Genomic DNA, 14,166 nt, shown 5'->3' with positions numbered 1-14,166 from the left:
CAGCGAGAACGACATCCGCAGCGATGTGAAATGGCGCAAGATCAGCGGCGGGACCCGCAGCGATCTAGGGCGTCGCTTCGTGACACCTTCGCCAGCCTCAAGAAGACCTGCCGAAAACTCGGGATTTCCTTCTGGGACGACCTCAACGACCGCATCGGACAGGTCGGAGACATCCCGCCCTTGCCGGACATCGTGCGCGAACGGATCTTGGCCGCTGAGGCTGTGCCGTGAATTATTGAGAAGTTACGATGTGTGTAATGAGATGCCTTAGAGGCTGTCTGAAAAACCTCGGGGCGACTTTAGTCGCCCTTGGCACTGGCGGGAGGGCGAATGAATTCGCCCCAGCTCGGACAATTACAAGATTCAGACAGCCTCTTGCCCTGAGTCGAACCGCGCAGATGGAGCACCACCGAAAACCGCCTTCCTGCCGCGCAGATTCGGACAAGGTACAGCCGACTCTCCGGCCTCACTTGTTCTGCTGGGCAAGACGGCTTTCGATGGTGACGCGAGCCAGGGTCAGGTCGGCGAGGTTGTGGACCTGCATCTTCTTCATGATACGTGCTCGATGGAACTCGGCCGTGCGCACACTGATACCCAGCTCCTCGGCCACCGTCTTGTTGGACTGGCCCGCAGTGATGCAACGGAAGACCTGCTGTTGTCTAGACGTCAGCTCATTGAATCTCTCCAGCAGGACGTCATCGCCGTGGTCCGGACCCTGGCAGGCAAGCCGATCACGCAAGGTCTCCTGAACCAGATCGATGAGCGCCTGATGGTTGACGGGCTTAGTGATGAAATCGATGGCGCCGAGTTTCATCGCACGCACGGCCATGGGGATGTCTCCATACCCCGTGATCAAGATGGTCGGGATGGCGATGCCATCCTCCCGCAACCGTTCAAGCAGTGCGATGCCGCTGATCCCAGGCATGCGCACGTCCGCCAGCAAGCAGGCCGGGCGCGGATCGCGCAGCAAACTGGAGGCAAGGAGGTCCTCGGCGCGGGCGAACGTCTTCGCAGGAATCTCGACGGATTCGAGTAGCAGACTCAGGGCGTCGCGCAAGGCAGGATCGTCATCGACAATGTAGGCGATCGGTTCGGCAGTCATCTTGGTTTCAGTTTTCCTGACAACAGGGTCGGCCGCAGTTGCTGCCAGCGCATCAATGCTCGCCCCCCGATCTCATTGTGGTCATTTAGACCCGACTTTGACAACCTCGCGCGTCTCGGGGCATGGCTCGGGTCCTGGTTCCGAGATGCGGCGCGCGCGAACGCGCATTGCGGGCGTTCCGCATCCGACTCGACGCCACGCAATCAGCCCGGGCCAGAGGCTGGACGACCAGCCCCGACAGCACCCGCGTTAGCCACGCGCGCCCTGTCGGCGGGGTGTGTCGAGCGGGTCGGCTCGACCGCCCCCTCGTCATTGAATAACTGACGCAGACGCTCAATCGCCGCGGCAGAGAGCTGGATCTGCTGATCAATGCCACGCAGCGCATTGCAAAGCGGAGCGGCATCAGCGGCGGAACTGGCTGCGAAATTCCGCACCGCGACGGCGTAGCAGGCCGCGACATTCAGGGGCTGAGTCAGTTCGTGTATCAGCGTTCTCCCCCTGGCGCGAAAGGCCTCGATCTGTACAGCCAGGTCCACTGGGCTGCTGAGCGAGTCCGGCGACTGAATCACCACATCGAGCTGCTGCTCCAACGTCTTGAGTGCCTCTGTCAGCGGAGGCGCCAGAGGGGGCTGCGAGGCTGCGGGCGGGGACTGCAATGGCAAGGAAAGGGGTCGCCGCGCCGCGTCCGGCGAACCGCATTCCCCTCCCTGAGCGGGTACAGCCGCCAGCGCCGAGCTAACTGCAGGTCCTAAGCCCCATCGCGTCGAGAGGAGCGAATCCAAGACGTCGAAGGGAACCGGCTTGACCAGGTGGTAGTCGAATCCCGCCTCGAACGAGCGTTGGCGATCGGCTTCCTGGCCAAGGCCGCTCATCGCGATCAGCATCGGCTTTGTCAGATCGGAGCGTGCGCGAATGCGGCGGGCGACTTCATGCCCATCCATGCCGGGCATCCCAATGTCCAAGATCACCAGATCCGGGCGCTGCGTATCGAAACGCTGGAGCGCCGATGGGCCATCGAAGGCAATCTCGACCTGCCCGCCCTGCCGAGCAAGCAAGCTCCCCAGGCTCGTGGCCGCATCCTGGTTATCGTCCACGACTAGGATGCGGCAGGCTGGCGAAAGACCAGACAGCTCGCGCGGCTGGCTGGGCTGAGCACTGGGGAGCTGCGCCAGCGAACCCGCCAACAAGGGGAGCAGCACCCTGAACTCGCTGCCCTGGCCACGACCGGCGCTGATTGCCTCCACGCGGCCCCCATGGAGTTCAGCCAGCCGTTTGACGAGCGACAGACCGATTCCCAATCCCCCCTGACCATGCGGCTGATCCGGGGCGCCCTGCCGAAAGAGCTCGAAGACATGCGGCAGCAGGTCCTTAGAGATGCCGACGCCGGTGTCGCTCACGACGACTTGCGCAGCGCCGTCTTTCGTCTCGACGGCGAGCCGGATCTCGCCCCCGATCCCCGTGTACTTCGTGGCGTTGTTGAGCAGGTTTCCGAAGACTTGCGCCAGGCGCACCGGGTCGGCCTCAAGCCACATCGGCTGTGGCGCCAGCGTGAGGGTCAAGTGCTGGCGGGCCGCTTCGATCAGCGGCTGAATCGTCTCCACGGCGTTGGCAATGACCGTCGAGAGCTCGACCGGCTCCTTGCGCAGATCGATCTTGCCACTGGTAATGCGCGAGACCTCAAGGAGGTCGTCAAGCAGCCGCACCAGATGGGTGAACTGGCGCTCGATGACGGCGAGGGCCGTCTGGGTCTCTGGCTCGCCGGGCAAGCTCAGGCGCAGGATCGCGAGGGCATTGCGAATTGGCGCGAGCGGATTGCGCAGCTCGTGCGCGAGGGTAGCCAGGAAAGTGTCCTTGCGGCGATCAGCCTCGCGTAGCTCCTGGACCGCTTGGGCTGTGGCCTCCTGCGCCGCGAACGCTTGAGCCATGAGATCGAGCGCCTCGGCGCGGGAGGCGCCCAAGGCCTGCTGCTGCTCCTGGAGCTGCGCGACCAGGGCACGTTCGGCTTCGAGCCGGCTGAGGTCGGTGCCGACCAGACAGATCAGAGCCCCCTCCGGACGCTGCAGCCGGCTGGCCCAGAGATGCAAGGGAACGGCCGTCTCGTCGTCGATGCAGAAAACGACACGCTCGTCCGCCGTACCCTGGGCCGAGGCTGCCAGCAGAGCGCTCAACCGTGCGCTGTCCTGCGGGGCCACGAATTCGTCGAGCCGGCGTCCCAGCAGCGCGCCGCGCGATCGCCGCAGCAAAGTCGCGGCGCGCTCATTGCAGTAGAGCAGCAATCCGTCCGGTAAGATCGCGAGGCCCGCCTCGTTCATGGTCTCGACCATCTGGCGATGCAGGTTCTCCGTCTCCGTCAGCGAAAAGACGCGGTCACCCTGGCTGCCGCTAACGATAATGGCATCGACCTCACCCTCACGGATCGCGCGGAGCGTCTCCTCGGCCTCTTCGAGCCTTGCTCGCAGCTCGGCGTTCTCGGCCTGCAGGGCGTCTAGCCTCGGTGCATTGAACGAACCTGACACGAAGTCGCTACCTCCGTGAGTCCGAAGCGTCGCCCTTCGCGCGGAGATCCAAGCCGACGAGCACGCGCTGCTGATCAGCCATGTCACCGATCAGGCGACGCAGTGGCAAGGGCAGCTTCTTGATCAGGGTAGGCGCGGCGACGATCTGCTCGCCCTTGGCCAGACTGGGATGCTCGTAGATGTCGATGATCTCCAACTCGCACTGACCCTGAAGGTGCGTCTCGCAGATCGACTTGACCGACTGGATGGCCGTCACCGAGCGTGGCGTGAGGCTGGCGACATAGAGGATGAGGACGAAATGCGCGCCCTGCTCGTCGCATGCGACAGGCCCCAAGTCTTCGAGGTCATCGGTGAGCTCCCCCGGACGTTGCGCAACTGGCTCGCCAGGCGTCTCTTTCTCGGTCATGGTCAACTTCCGCTCGGTGGATCCATGATCATGCCCGCGGCCGCAGATCCAACCCCACCAGCACCCGGTCGGTATCGGAGAGGTCGCCGATGATCTTGCGCACGGGCTCCGGCAGCTTGCGCACCAGCGTCGGCACAGCCACGATCTGATCGCCGCGCGCCAGCCTTGGATTCTCGATCAGATCGATGATCTCGATCTCGTAACGACCCGCAAGGTGGGTCTCACAGATCTCCTCAAGGTTGCGAAAGGCCAGAATGGAGCGGGGACTCTGGCCGGCGACATAGAGCCGCAAACACCAGCTGTCTTCCTCAACCATGCCGTCGCGCATATCCGAGCGCTGCCGTGTCATCGTCTTGACTCCTCGCATCAATCGCCGTGGCGGCCCGACTCCTCGACCGAGGCGATGGCCGCATCCTGCTCTAGCTCGGAGAGCCGCGCCTGCAGGGATTGGATCTGCCTGACAAGATCGTGTCGCTCGCGTCGTTGGCTCTCGCTCCCGCGTTGGCGGACCCTGGTATCGACCTCGTCGCGAACCTGCTGGGCGAGCCGGGCCGAGCCGGTGTGGACCTGACCCGAGTCGGTGTGGACGTCGACCAGATCGATCCCCTGGTCGCTAAGCAACAGCTCGCGCACCTTGTTCGAGTGTGCCATGCCGCGGCTCTTCAGCACGGAGAGCAGGCGATCGCGCTCGCCGGCAGCCTGCACCATCTGCACGAGCAGCCAGGTGTCGATGAGTGTGCTGACGCCCTCGTCGGTCTCTTCGAGCTGCGCTGGGCTCGAACTCTGGGCCAAGCTCGTGTAGACGGAGGTGATACCCGCCTTCTTCAGGAAGTCGATCACCCGCGTGAGCATCAGCTTCACTTCGCCCGCGTCGCCAATGGCCGCGAAGTTGGTGATGGGATCCAAGATGACGGCGTCTGGCCGCCACTCGCTCACGAGCTTGTGCAGGCTGACGAGATGGTTCTCCAGCCCGTAGAGCGTGGGCCGGACGGTATGGTAGTAAAGCAATCCCTTGTCGAGGTGCGGCTGAAGAGCGAGTCCGATCGAACCCATATTCCGAAGGATCTGATCCTTCGATTCTTCCGAAGACCAATAGAGGCAACGCCCGCCCTGGCGGCAGACGCTGTCGGCGAATGCCGTCGCGATGCTGCTCTTGCCAGCCCCCGCCGTGCCGGAAATCAGCACGCTGCTGCCGCTGTAATACCCCTGACCGCCGAGCATGTCGTCCAACCGCGGAATCCCTGTGGAGATGCGCTCCCGCGAGACGCGGTGGTCAAGGTTGACGGAGCTGATCGGCAGCACGCTCATGCCGTACTTGTCGATCAGGGCAGGGTACTCGTTGGTGCCGTGTCGAGACCCACGGTACTTGACGACACGCAGGCGGCGCGTTGCAACCTGACCGCGAACACGATGGTCGAGGAAAAGGACGCAGTCGCTGACATACTCCTCGAGCCCATGCCGCGTGAGTGTCCGCGCGCCCTGCTCGGCGGTGATTACAGCCGTCACGCCCTGGTCTTTGAGCCAGCGGAACAGGCGGCGCAGCTCCGCGCGCAGGATGCCTTCGCTCGGAAGCGCGGCGAACAAGGCTTCGATGCCGTCGACGACCACACGTTGGGCACCAACCTCTTCAATCATGCTGCCGAGGCGCACGAAGAGGCCGTCCAGGCCATAGTCACCGGTTTCTTCGATTTCGCTGCGCTCGACATAGACGTAGTCGAGCGCGACGCGGTTCTCGGCAACCAAGCGATCCAAGGCGAAGCCGAGCGAGCTGACGTTCGCGATCAGCTCGCCTTCGGTCTCCTCGAATGCCATGAAGACACCCGGCTCGCCAAGGTCATGTGCCCCGCGGACGATGAACTCCATCGCCAGTAGGGTCTTGCCGCATCCAGCGGCGCCGCATACCAAAGTCGGCCGTCCGCGCGGCAAGCCACCCTCGGTAATCTCGTCAAGACCACGAATACCGGTAGGACACTTTACGACAGGTGCCGCAACTGGGCCATCTGGCAATTCGACTGACATAGTAGCGTCATCACCGCAGGAGATTGTTTCTGGCATCCACCAAAGGCCGCAATACGGGGAGAACCGGACGCAGGGCGATGCTTGCGAAGAGCCGCGCCGGAGCGCCGAGCCTTGAGGTGGGCCGCGTGCAGGCGATCAAGCGATCACGCGATCAAGAAAGCAGGCGATCAAGAAAAACTGCACCAGCAAGGCTTCTAGAATGTCGCCGAACATGCTAGCACTGATGAGTAGATTTGCGCGGAAAATCGGCCTAAGACACGCCAGGGTGTGGCGCTGGCCGGGTCCGACCCCTCGCTCAGCTGCGGCGAACAAGGTCTCGACTGCCTCGCGCGATTCGACGCCGCCGATGGCAATGGATCGCTTGGGTTGGTGTCGCCGGAGCATCGACTCCGATGCATCGGTCGAGCGGAGAGGCCGGATTCAATCGCTCCAGAAAGGGTTGATCACCGCTTGCGGGTTCGGCAATCCGGTCATGCCCTGCGCCACCCGAGGCCTTGGCGTGCAGGGCTTGATCAGACGCCCGAGCGGCAACCTAGGTCACCAGACCGGGCGACGATCAACACTGTCCTGCTGCTTAGCCCCAAGTGAACCAACCGAGCTGCAGAACCACGGTGTGGACGGTCAGCACGATCAGGAGCACGGCGAAGAGGATAGGCATCAGCCAAGTGGACGGATTGACGACCATCCAGATTTTCCAATCGTCATTCGGGTTGCTGGGTTTTGCGATATCGCTCATTGAATTGATCTCTTTAGGTTATTCGAACTGGAATCGAGCCAGAACCAGATAGTTCTAGAACCAGGGATTGTTCGCCAGGACCATCAGGTGCGCCAGAGCAGCTAGCCCTACGAATGCGGTATAGGTGATCTTGAACTGCGCGTGGAACTCTTTCGCCTGCTGTTCGGTCAAGCCATTCATTCTGTCTTCCTCCCATTAGGGATTCACAAGGTTTCCGCTTCATTCAAACAATGAGGCAGATCGAGGGTCATGGTGCGGCACCATAACCGTACAAATTCATTCCGCGGGAGCCGCCTCTGCTGGCGCTGCCGCCTCGACCGCAGGCGCAGCCTCAGGCTGGGCGCTGAAGCCCTGACCCTCGAGCGAGAACGCATACACATGCACAAGAAGCGCGGTGAGTATCAAGACCATGAAGGTCGGGATCAGCCAAGTTGCCGGATTGACGACCATCCAGAACTTGTAATCTTGCTCAAGCGGCTTGTAGCCCATAAATTCAATAGCCATCTTCATAGACCTCTTGAAATTACCACCAAGGATTCGCTGCGATGACCATCAAGTGCGCAAGTGCAGCGAGACCGACAAACGCGGTGTAGGTCACCTTGAACTGCTCATGAAACTCTTTCGCTTGCTGCTCGGTCAGCCCGGACAAACTCTTTTGATCAGCCATATTAGCCTCCAACATTAGTCAAAGTCGTCGTTAGGAGAGTTTGATGAATGCCAGCCCGGCATTCGATCAGCTCACGACTCGCAAACTGTGTTTCCGAGTCACTCTATTCCCGAGCATTGAGCGGCTCGGAAATGGCGGGGCATCCTTGGCCCGCACGGGTAGCGCCCATAAAGCGCTACCTCAGCGTCTGATCGCCCGATCGGACGTGCGCTCATCCGCGACCTACGCACCCCTAGCTACACTACCTAGCCCAACCGTCCGTGTATCAGCATGCAACTAGCAGTAACCCGTGTTAGTACGTGTCATCTTAACTTGACGCACCGAAATGTCAATCAGAATTTACATCGTTTCTCAAGTATTTTCACTCGCAATCAGCAGGCGACCGCACTCTGACGCAGGGCGTCAGACCGGGCACGCAGCACAACCCCGGCCCGAGCCTGTTTCCAGTCCAGCCCAAGGCGCAAGATGACTTGCCTGATCGTCTCTTCGCTCACCGCGCGCTCACTCAATCCCTGCTCGAACGCCACCTCCGCGACGGCAGCATAGGTCCACCGGCGGTGGGGCTTTCCGAACTCCCGAGGATCTCGACGCAAGATGGAGCAGATCTTCTCGGCGGAATGCCCCTGAATGAGCGGACGTCTGGTCTTCTTGGTGCGGTGCGATTTCTCGACGAGGCACCCCAATCCTTCGCGCTCGAACGCATTGAGGGCATTGAGCACGGTTTGCTGCGCACAGCCGAGCGACGCCGCAATCTTTGGCGCCGTCTTACCGGCGACATTGGCAAGCAGGATCTTGCAGCGGCGCTGCGTGAAGGCATCAGGAGAACTCAGTCCGGCCGCCAAGGCCTGACGCTCGCTCGCGGTCAATGGGCGAATAAACAGGGGGGCTTTCATGGCGGTCGACTCCACCTTCGGGCTCATTAACTTCAAGGACTCATCCGTGACAGCGTGCGGACCACGCACCGGCGCCCGCCACATTGAACTGGAACACCGGCAGTCCTTCGCCGTGAATCGCGAGATGCGTCCCACACGCATCTCGCATCTCGCTGGACTGCAGCCACCTCCGCGGCGACCCCAGTCTCGGCGCGGCGCTCAGCCCCAGGTGAACCACCCAAGGGACAGCACGGCGACGTGAACCGTCAGCACGATCAGCAGGACCGCGAACAGAATGGGCATCAGCCAGGTTGCGGGATTCACAACCATCCAGATCCGATAGTCTTGCTCGATTGGTTTGTAACCCATGACTTCCATTGTTTATTACCTCTTGCGTTTAGTTGTGTGGCTCAGAACCAGGGATTGGTCGCGAGGATGAACAGATGCACCAGTGCCGCCAGACCGACGAAAGCGGTGTAGGTGACTTTGAACTGCGCGTGAAACTCTTGTGCCTGCTGCTCGGTGATACCCGAGAGGCTCTTCAGATCAGCCATTATTGGCCTCCAGTTGCATAACATCGGGATGGGTAGCCCGCTAGGCGCGATCGCCGCGGACACCTCGCTGAGGGCCGGACCAAAGGGCTTGCGGCTCCCAACTGAAGGGCCAAGCACCCTTCAGTGGAGATAACAGTAGCATCACGTAAAACTACGTGTCAATAAGCCTTGACGGCCTGTGGTGTCTAGTTCTATTGACAGAGATCAGCAGAGGAACCGCAAGCCGAAGCATGGGATGGCGACTCGGCCAGGCGCACAGCTTGCGTCCTAGACCCGCACGACCGGACGGCCCTCACGTCGGGCCGACGCAGTGACGAAGAGAAGGAAGGTCTCCGACGCAGCCGGCCGCATACCTGGGCCGGATGGGCCGAGCGATTCCGGGTAGCGGGGAGATTTCGGGGCTGCCAGCAGCCGCCTAGGATCCTGCGGGTATCGATTCATGAGGGCGCGCGGTGCTGCCGACGAAGCGCCTGCTGGTCGGCCAAAGAGAAGCGGCTTTGCTCCATGACGCTCAGCGACGTGATGGGGCGCCTCAGGCAGCGTGCCCCGCACTGGCGCAATCCCGACTGCATTCGACGGCGGGAGAGCAGCGGCCCAGGTACCGAGATTGGTCGCACCGGGGCGTTGCTCCAGCAAGGATGCCGCCCTATCCGAGGGCATGCCTGGCTGAAACGCAGATAGCGCCCTGAACGCTTTCCAGACCGGGTCTCAGTCGGCGGCGAGCCTTCTGTAGTCGGCCAACAGGGCGAGGAGCGCGTCGAAGTCGATGGGCTTCACGAGGTGAACATCGAAGCCAGCGGACCTTGACCGCTCACGGCTCTCGGGCTGTCCGTAACCGGTGATCGCGATGATCCGCAATGTTGCATGCAGGAATTGCTGCCGCAGCGCGTGCGCCACGGCATAGCCATCCATCCCCGGCAGCCCGATGTCCAAGAGCACGACGTCGGGGCGCCTCGCCATCGCCAGATTCAACGCCGATTCGCCATCGTAGGCCACCATCATTTCATAGCCCTCAACGCCGAGAAGTAGCTCAAGGCTGTCGATCGCGTCCCGGTTATCGTCGACGACGAGCACGCGCAGCCCAGCTTTCATCGACGACCTGGACGAGGTACCCCGATCCTCGACGCCATGGCTCATCGGCGCGTCCGAAGGATCGGCGAGCAGGGGCAAGCGAACGCTGAACTCGCTGCCCTTGCCGAGTCCGGCGCTATGGACTTCAACCGTGCCCCCATGCATATCGACAATCTGCTTGACCAGCGAGAGCCCGATCCCCAGCCCGCCTTCAGTTCGAGCGATGGTGCAATCGACTTGGTAAAAGAGATCGAAGAGCTGAGAGAGCTTATCCTGATCGATACCTCGCCCGGAGTCGCGGACACGAATCTCGATAGCCTCGACCGTTGCGTCCACGCCGAGCCAGATCTGCCCACCCTCATCGGTGAACTTGGCTGCATTCGTCAGCAGATTCGATACGACCTGGGTGAGCCGCACCAAATCGCCTTCGACCCAGAGCCTTCCGTCCGGAAAGCGCGTCTGCAGTCGCTGTCGCCGCGCCACGATCGCGGGCAAGCTCGTCTCGACCGCCCGAGCGAGGATGACGGCAAGGTCGAGGGGCTCCATGCGGAGTTCGATGACGCCCCGGGTGATCCGCGAGATGTCCAAGAGGTCATCGACCAGCCGGGTCAGATGCAGCGTCTGACGCCGGATGACCGCAAGGCCCCAGGCGATCTGCTCATCGGATCCCTCACGCTGCAAGAGCTGAACGGCATTCGAGATCGGCGCCAAGGGATTGCGAAGCTCGTGTGCCAGCATGGCGAGGAACTCGTCCTTGCGCCAGTCCGCCTCCCGCAACTCTCGCGCCTGCTCGGCCAACTGCGCCTCGCTGCGTTTACGCTCCGTAATGTCATAGAAGAAGCCGAACACTTGGTACACCGCGCCGTGCTCGAGCATCGGGACGTAGGTGACGACCAGATCGTAATGGCCCGTCGCCAGGTCCAGGCCGCACTCGAAAGCAGTCGGAGCACGGGTTTCATAGGTTTGACGCAAGTAAGGCAGATAACTCGAGCAGGTCTCAGACGCGAAGATCTCATCGTCCCGCCTGCCGAGATAGGACTCCAGCGGAAGTCCGCCACGCTTCAGGCTGACGGTGTTTAGGAAGCTGTAGCACATACGATCGTCATAGATAACCAGCGCGTCCGGCATATTCTCCACCGCAAGCCGGAAGCTCTCCTTGCTCAGCCGCAGCGCCTCCTCCGCTGCCTGACGAAGCCGCTCCTCGCTGCGCTTCAATGCCTGCTCCGCCAGCTTCTGACCGGTGATTTCCTCATGCGCGACCACAGCGCCGGATCGCTCCCCACTCAGCGGAAGGACGCGCATTTCGAACCAGCGCGACTCGGTCGGGGAATCGCACGGATACTGCAGGCTGAATACGCTCTCCACACCGGCGAGAACGTTCTCGAGCCCCTTGAGTGCGCATCTCGCCTCGACACCTTCAGCACCGGACAAGGCCTGGCGGCAGACGGCCATGTAGTCGATCCCAGGCATACAATCAACACTTCCGCCATTGTTCTCGGCGAAGCGTCGCCAGGCCGCATTGACCAAATTGATGACGCCTCGCGCATCCAGCACGGCGATGTGAGCCGTCAGCGAATCGAGCACGTCCTTGAGCAGCGCCTCGTTTTCGCGCAGCGCCTCTTCAGCCATTTTTCGCCATTCGATGTCGATCAAGGCGCCGAGCTTGCGGGCCGACTCCAGCTCTTCGAAGGTCCAACGTCGGCTGCGCAACCTGACGACCTGACGCCAAGCGTCGAACGACTGGCGCGGGCTTAGGCGTCCGTCTGGCGCGACGTCCATCGCCTTATCTGGATTACCGCCCCAGGTGACCTGTCGTAGCTGTTCTCCCCTGAACCAAATGAGCTTGATCGACTGATTCGCTTCCAATGGAAAGAGCGCCACTCCGGCTGCGGTCGCGGCAAGGTCGGTCGCTTCCGGGAGATGCTCGCTCAGACAGTCGCTCGCGAAGAGTTGGGATGGACTATTGGCATGCAGGGCGCTCAAGCCGGCCGCGATCTCTAAGACCAGGCGCGGACCCGGCGTCGCCCCACCGGTGATCACATCGTCTCCACGAATAAATGCGACACCATCGGCGCCAATCGCACCCAGGACGTTCGCCAATTCTGGGCCTGTCAGCAACGCCGGCAAGCGCGTGCCCTGGCGCATCGCAAGGATGATCCGCTCGCGGCACACTCGGAGATGCCCGGCGTAGAAACGATCGACCACCTCTTCCGTCAAGGCGATTTGAGTCGCCAGGTCCTGCGCCATCCAACAGGCGACCTCGCGCACGGTTGCGGAAACCGAGTGCGGCATCCCATGGTGACATGCCACCAATCCCCAGAGGCGCCCGTCTTTGAGCAGAGACATGGTCATGGTGGAGCCAACGCCCATGTTTCTGAGGTACTCCAAATGGACCGGGGAGACGCTGCGCAGCAAGCTGCGGGAAAGATCGAGCGGCTCACCACTCACCGGATTCACCACCGGGTGCAGCGTGGACGGCACATAGTCAACGTCGAGGATCACCCGATAGGGATTGATCAGGAAGACCTGCCGGGCCTGGGCGGGGATGTCCGAGGCGGGATAGTGCAGCCCCAGGTAGGGCTCCAGATCAGGCCGACAGGCCTCCGCGATCACCTCGCCATGCCAATCCTCGTCGAACCGATACACCATGACACGGTCGTAGCCGGTGAGCCGGCGAAAGAGCACTGTGGCTGCCGCCAGCTTGCCAGAGAGTTCGGTCTGTTTACGGATCACACTGAAGTCACGCATGGTCTGTGCAAGCGTCTCGCTCAGACCCGGCTGCTCCGGGGCGGCTGCCTCCAGTTCCAGCACCACCGTTTGTTCGGACAGATGCACATAACCGGTGAGCGCACCGCGAGTGTTGGTCGGATGCCAATCGAAGGATGCGGGGATATCGGGCCGAGCCCTGTACCTCTCCAGGGCCTGACGCACGCTCGCCGCCAACCTGGGACAGAGCGCCTCGGCAAGCGCGCGCTCGATGAGATCGGCGGCGGAAACACCGAGCAGCGACTCGACGCTCCGCGTGACCTGACGAATCCGCAGCTCAGCCTGATCCAATGCCAGCAGGACGCCATGCGGCTGGATTGAACCGGGGATGTGGATCGGCTCAGCCTCGCATTGGTCGAGGCCCGGGACGCGAGGTGCGAAGTCGGTTGTTGGCGCCATAAAGGTCCGTCCGCTCTGACGGTGAGTATGAAGCCGAGCATCTGTCACGACTCGACAACATAAGAAGTAAAGGTTTACCCCCCACCCCAAAGGAGCTACCCGGGAGGCCTTGTCAGGCTGCAGCCGGCTGCGGCAACGCAGGCGCCTCAAGCCCCTTGCGTCGTTGGCGAACCACCTCGGCGATGTAGGTCCACGGCGAGGTCTGGCGTTTGCGGCAGGTCTCGATGACGCTGGCGATGAGCGCGAAGGCGCGCGAGCCCTGCGGGGTGCGCGTGCCCAGGCTGATGCGACGGGCAATCACCCAGTGGCGCAGCATCCGCTCGGCCTCACTGTTGGTGAATGGAAGCTCGGGATGATCCAGCACGACCCAGAACGCGTCCCAGTCGTTGACCAGCTCACGCGCTAAAGCGCGGGTCTTCTTCATGAGGGGCGTCGACCAGACCAAGACAGGTCTCGAGGAGTGCGTTGATCATCGGCACATGCGCGGCACGCAGCCCACCGTCCGGCGGGGGTGCCCCGCCACGCACGGCGTCGACTGCGGCAATGACGGTGGTGATGACCTCTAGGAGGTGTGTGCCGAAGCGCTGGGCCTGGCGATCGAAGCTCTCTTCGAGTCCCGTGGCCTTACGGATGATGTGCGCCAGGCAGCGCAGGCGCTGCCCGAGATGGCGATAGGCCGCGTAGCCGTCGCTCATCAGCCAATTTGCGAAGTGCTCGCCGAGCACCTGCGCGACGACCGCGCGGCGGCGTCGGCCGACGACGAACAAGGTGGCGGTGGTGCAGGTGAACACCCACAGCCACTGTCCTTGAGCGTGCTCCTTCCAACTAGTCTCGTCGGCATAGAGCACCTCGGCATCGCGCACCGCCGTGTGGATCTCCGCCTCGAGCACTGGCTCAAGCGCACGCCCGGCCTCATCAACGCACTGGTTGATGGTGGCCGTGGAGAGCGACAGCCCCAGCCAGTCAAAGAGGAATTCGCGCACCTTCGCGCGCGAGAGGCGCATGCGCTGGGTCAGCGCGCAAATGAAGGCGACCAGCAGCGCTCCAGCGAGATGCCA

17 protein-coding genes are annotated in these 14,166 nt (G+C 62.3%); 1 reads left to right on the top strand and 16 read right to left on the bottom strand.

Going from position 1 to position 14,166, the window contains the following annotated elements; genetic code table 11:
- Positions 1 to 231 (top strand): hypothetical protein (locus G3446_RS23480; RefSeq protein WP_425338427.1); only part of this gene is annotated, 231 nt, incomplete at its 5' end.
- A gap of 235 nt (positions 232 to 466) precedes the next feature.
- On the opposite strand, the gene G3446_RS23475 is transcribed toward G3446_RS23480, so the two are convergent.
- The 16 genes from G3446_RS23475 to G3446_RS28850 all read right to left on the bottom strand — a co-directional run.
- A complete protein-coding gene (locus tag G3446_RS23475) occupies positions 467 to 1,102 on the bottom strand; it encodes a response regulator transcription factor (RefSeq protein WP_164455890.1) in 636 nt (211 codons plus the stop codon).
- 203 nt (positions 1,103 to 1,305) lie between these two features.
- Positions 1,306 to 3,618, bottom strand: a complete 2,313-nt coding sequence (locus G3446_RS23470; RefSeq protein WP_164455888.1) for an ATP-binding protein — start codon at positions 3,616 to 3,618, stop codon at positions 1,306 to 1,308.
- 7 nt (positions 3,619 to 3,625) lie between these two features.
- Positions 3,626 to 4,024 (bottom strand): circadian clock KaiB family protein, encoded by a 399-nt coding sequence (locus G3446_RS23465; protein WP_164455886.1) that lies wholly within the window; start codon positions 4,022 to 4,024, stop codon positions 3,626 to 3,628.
- 28 nt (positions 4,025 to 4,052) lie between these two features.
- The gene (locus tag G3446_RS23460; RefSeq protein ID WP_164455884.1) at positions 4,053 to 4,373 is read right to left on the bottom strand and encodes a circadian clock KaiB family protein; all 321 of its coding nucleotides are present in this window, start codon (positions 4,371 to 4,373) and stop codon (positions 4,053 to 4,055) included.
- 17 nt (positions 4,374 to 4,390) lie between these two features.
- The gene (kaiC, locus tag G3446_RS23455) at positions 4,391 to 6,043 is read right to left on the bottom strand and encodes a circadian clock protein KaiC (protein WP_164455882.1); all 1,653 of its coding nucleotides are present in this window, start codon (positions 6,041 to 6,043) and stop codon (positions 4,391 to 4,393) included.
- A gap of 135 nt (positions 6,044 to 6,178) precedes the next feature.
- Positions 6,179 to 6,427, bottom strand: a complete 249-nt coding sequence (locus tag G3446_RS23450) for a hypothetical protein (RefSeq protein ID WP_164455880.1) — start codon at positions 6,425 to 6,427, stop codon at positions 6,179 to 6,181.
- Between the two features lie 190 nt (positions 6,428 to 6,617).
- Complete coding sequence (gene pufA, locus G3446_RS23445) at positions 6,618 to 6,779, bottom strand: light-harvesting antenna LH1, alpha subunit (protein WP_164455878.1); 162 nt, start codon at positions 6,777 to 6,779, stop codon at positions 6,618 to 6,620.
- A gap of 54 nt (positions 6,780 to 6,833) precedes the next feature.
- On the bottom strand, positions 6,834 to 6,959 hold the full coding sequence (gene pufB / locus G3446_RS23440) for a light-harvesting antenna LH1, beta subunit (protein ID WP_164455876.1): 126 nt from the start codon (positions 6,957 to 6,959) through the stop codon (positions 6,834 to 6,836).
- A gap of 96 nt (positions 6,960 to 7,055) precedes the next feature.
- Positions 7,056 to 7,283 carry a light-harvesting antenna LH1, alpha subunit gene (pufA, locus tag G3446_RS23435; protein ID WP_164455893.1) on the bottom strand — a complete coding sequence of 76 codons (228 nt, stop codon included), beginning with the start codon at positions 7,281 to 7,283 and terminating at the stop codon, positions 7,056 to 7,058.
- A 19-nt stretch (positions 7,284 to 7,302) separates the two neighbouring features.
- Complete coding sequence (pufB, locus tag G3446_RS23430; protein WP_164455874.1) at positions 7,303 to 7,446, bottom strand: light-harvesting antenna LH1, beta subunit; 144 nt, start codon at positions 7,444 to 7,446, stop codon at positions 7,303 to 7,305.
- Positions 7,447 to 7,817: 371 nt separating this feature from the next.
- Complete coding sequence (locus tag G3446_RS23425) at positions 7,818 to 8,480, bottom strand: helix-turn-helix domain-containing protein (RefSeq protein WP_245232713.1); 663 nt, start codon at positions 8,478 to 8,480, stop codon at positions 7,818 to 7,820.
- Positions 8,481 to 8,537: 57 nt separating this feature from the next.
- Positions 8,538 to 8,687, bottom strand: coding sequence for a light-harvesting antenna LH1, alpha subunit (gene pufA / locus G3446_RS23420; protein WP_245232712.1), 150 nt, complete (start codon positions 8,685 to 8,687; stop codon positions 8,538 to 8,540).
- A 41-nt stretch (positions 8,688 to 8,728) separates the two neighbouring features.
- Positions 8,729 to 8,872: a light-harvesting protein gene (locus tag G3446_RS23415; RefSeq protein WP_164455870.1), complete on the bottom strand. Its 144-nt coding sequence runs from the start codon at positions 8,870 to 8,872 to the stop codon at positions 8,729 to 8,731.
- 708 nt (positions 8,873 to 9,580) lie between these two features.
- The gene (locus tag G3446_RS23410) at positions 9,581 to 13,108 is read right to left on the bottom strand and encodes an ATP-binding protein (protein WP_164455868.1); all 3,528 of its coding nucleotides are present in this window, start codon (positions 13,106 to 13,108) and stop codon (positions 9,581 to 9,583) included.
- A gap of 112 nt (positions 13,109 to 13,220) precedes the next feature.
- A complete protein-coding gene (locus G3446_RS28855; RefSeq protein ID WP_164455867.1) occupies positions 13,221 to 13,532 on the bottom strand; it encodes an IS66 family transposase in 312 nt (103 codons plus the stop codon).
- Positions 13,504 to 14,166, bottom strand: a 663-nt coding sequence (locus G3446_RS28850; protein ID WP_164455849.1) for an IS66 family transposase, incomplete at its 5' end; no start/stop codon positions are given. The genes G3446_RS28850 and G3446_RS28855, both read right to left, overlap by 29 nt.

It is taken from the genome of Thiorhodococcus minor, assembly GCF_010820565.1.
Lineage (GTDB): Bacteria > Pseudomonadota > Gammaproteobacteria > Chromatiales > Chromatiaceae > Thiorhodococcus > Thiorhodococcus minor.
Note: the sequence above shows the minus strand (reverse complement) of the source record. Positions and strands in the feature narration are given on the sequence as shown.

Bases quoted from the DNA above. Each gene is read 5' to 3' on its own strand.
- G3446_RS23475 (WP_164455890.1), bottom strand. From the start codon at position 1,102: ATGACTGCCGAACCGATCGCCTACATTGTCGATGACGATCCTGCCTTG.
- G3446_RS23465 (WP_164455886.1), bottom strand. From the start codon at position 4,024: ATGACCGAGAAAGAGACGCCTGGCGAGCCAGTTGCGCAACGTCCGGGG.
- G3446_RS23460 (WP_164455884.1), bottom strand. From the start codon at position 4,373: ATGACACGGCAGCGCTCGGATATGCGCGACGGCATGGTTGAGGAAGAC.
- kaiC (WP_164455882.1), bottom strand. From the start codon at position 6,043: ATGTCAGTCGAATTGCCAGATGGCCCAGTTGCGGCACCTGTCGTAAAG.
- G3446_RS23450 (WP_164455880.1), bottom strand. From the start codon at position 6,427: ATGCTCCGGCGACACCAACCCAAGCGATCCATTGCCATCGGCGGCGTC.
- pufA (WP_164455878.1), bottom strand. From the start codon at position 6,779: ATGAGCGATATCGCAAAACCCAGCAACCCGAATGACGATTGGAAAATC.
- pufB (WP_164455876.1), bottom strand. From the start codon at position 6,959: ATGAATGGCTTGACCGAACAGCAGGCGAAAGAGTTCCACGCGCAGTTC.
- pufA (WP_164455893.1), bottom strand. From the start codon at position 7,283: ATGGCTATTGAATTTATGGGCTACAAGCCGCTTGAGCAAGATTACAAG.
- pufB (WP_164455874.1), bottom strand. From the start codon at position 7,446: ATGGCTGATCAAAAGAGTTTGTCCGGGCTGACCGAGCAGCAAGCGAAA.
- G3446_RS23425 (WP_245232713.1), bottom strand. From the start codon at position 8,480: ATGCGTGTGGGACGCATCTCGCGATTCACGGCGAAGGACTGCCGGTGT.
- pufA (WP_245232712.1), bottom strand. From the start codon at position 8,687: ATGGGTTACAAACCAATCGAGCAAGACTATCGGATCTGGATGGTTGTG.
- G3446_RS23415 (WP_164455870.1), bottom strand. From the start codon at position 8,872: ATGGCTGATCTGAAGAGCCTCTCGGGTATCACCGAGCAGCAGGCACAA.
- G3446_RS23410 (WP_164455868.1), bottom strand. From the start codon at position 13,108: ATGGCGCCAACAACCGACTTCGCACCTCGCGTCCCGGGCCTCGACCAA.
- G3446_RS28855 (WP_164455867.1), bottom strand. From the start codon at position 13,532: ATGAAGAAGACCCGCGCTTTAGCGCGTGAGCTGGTCAACGACTGGGAC.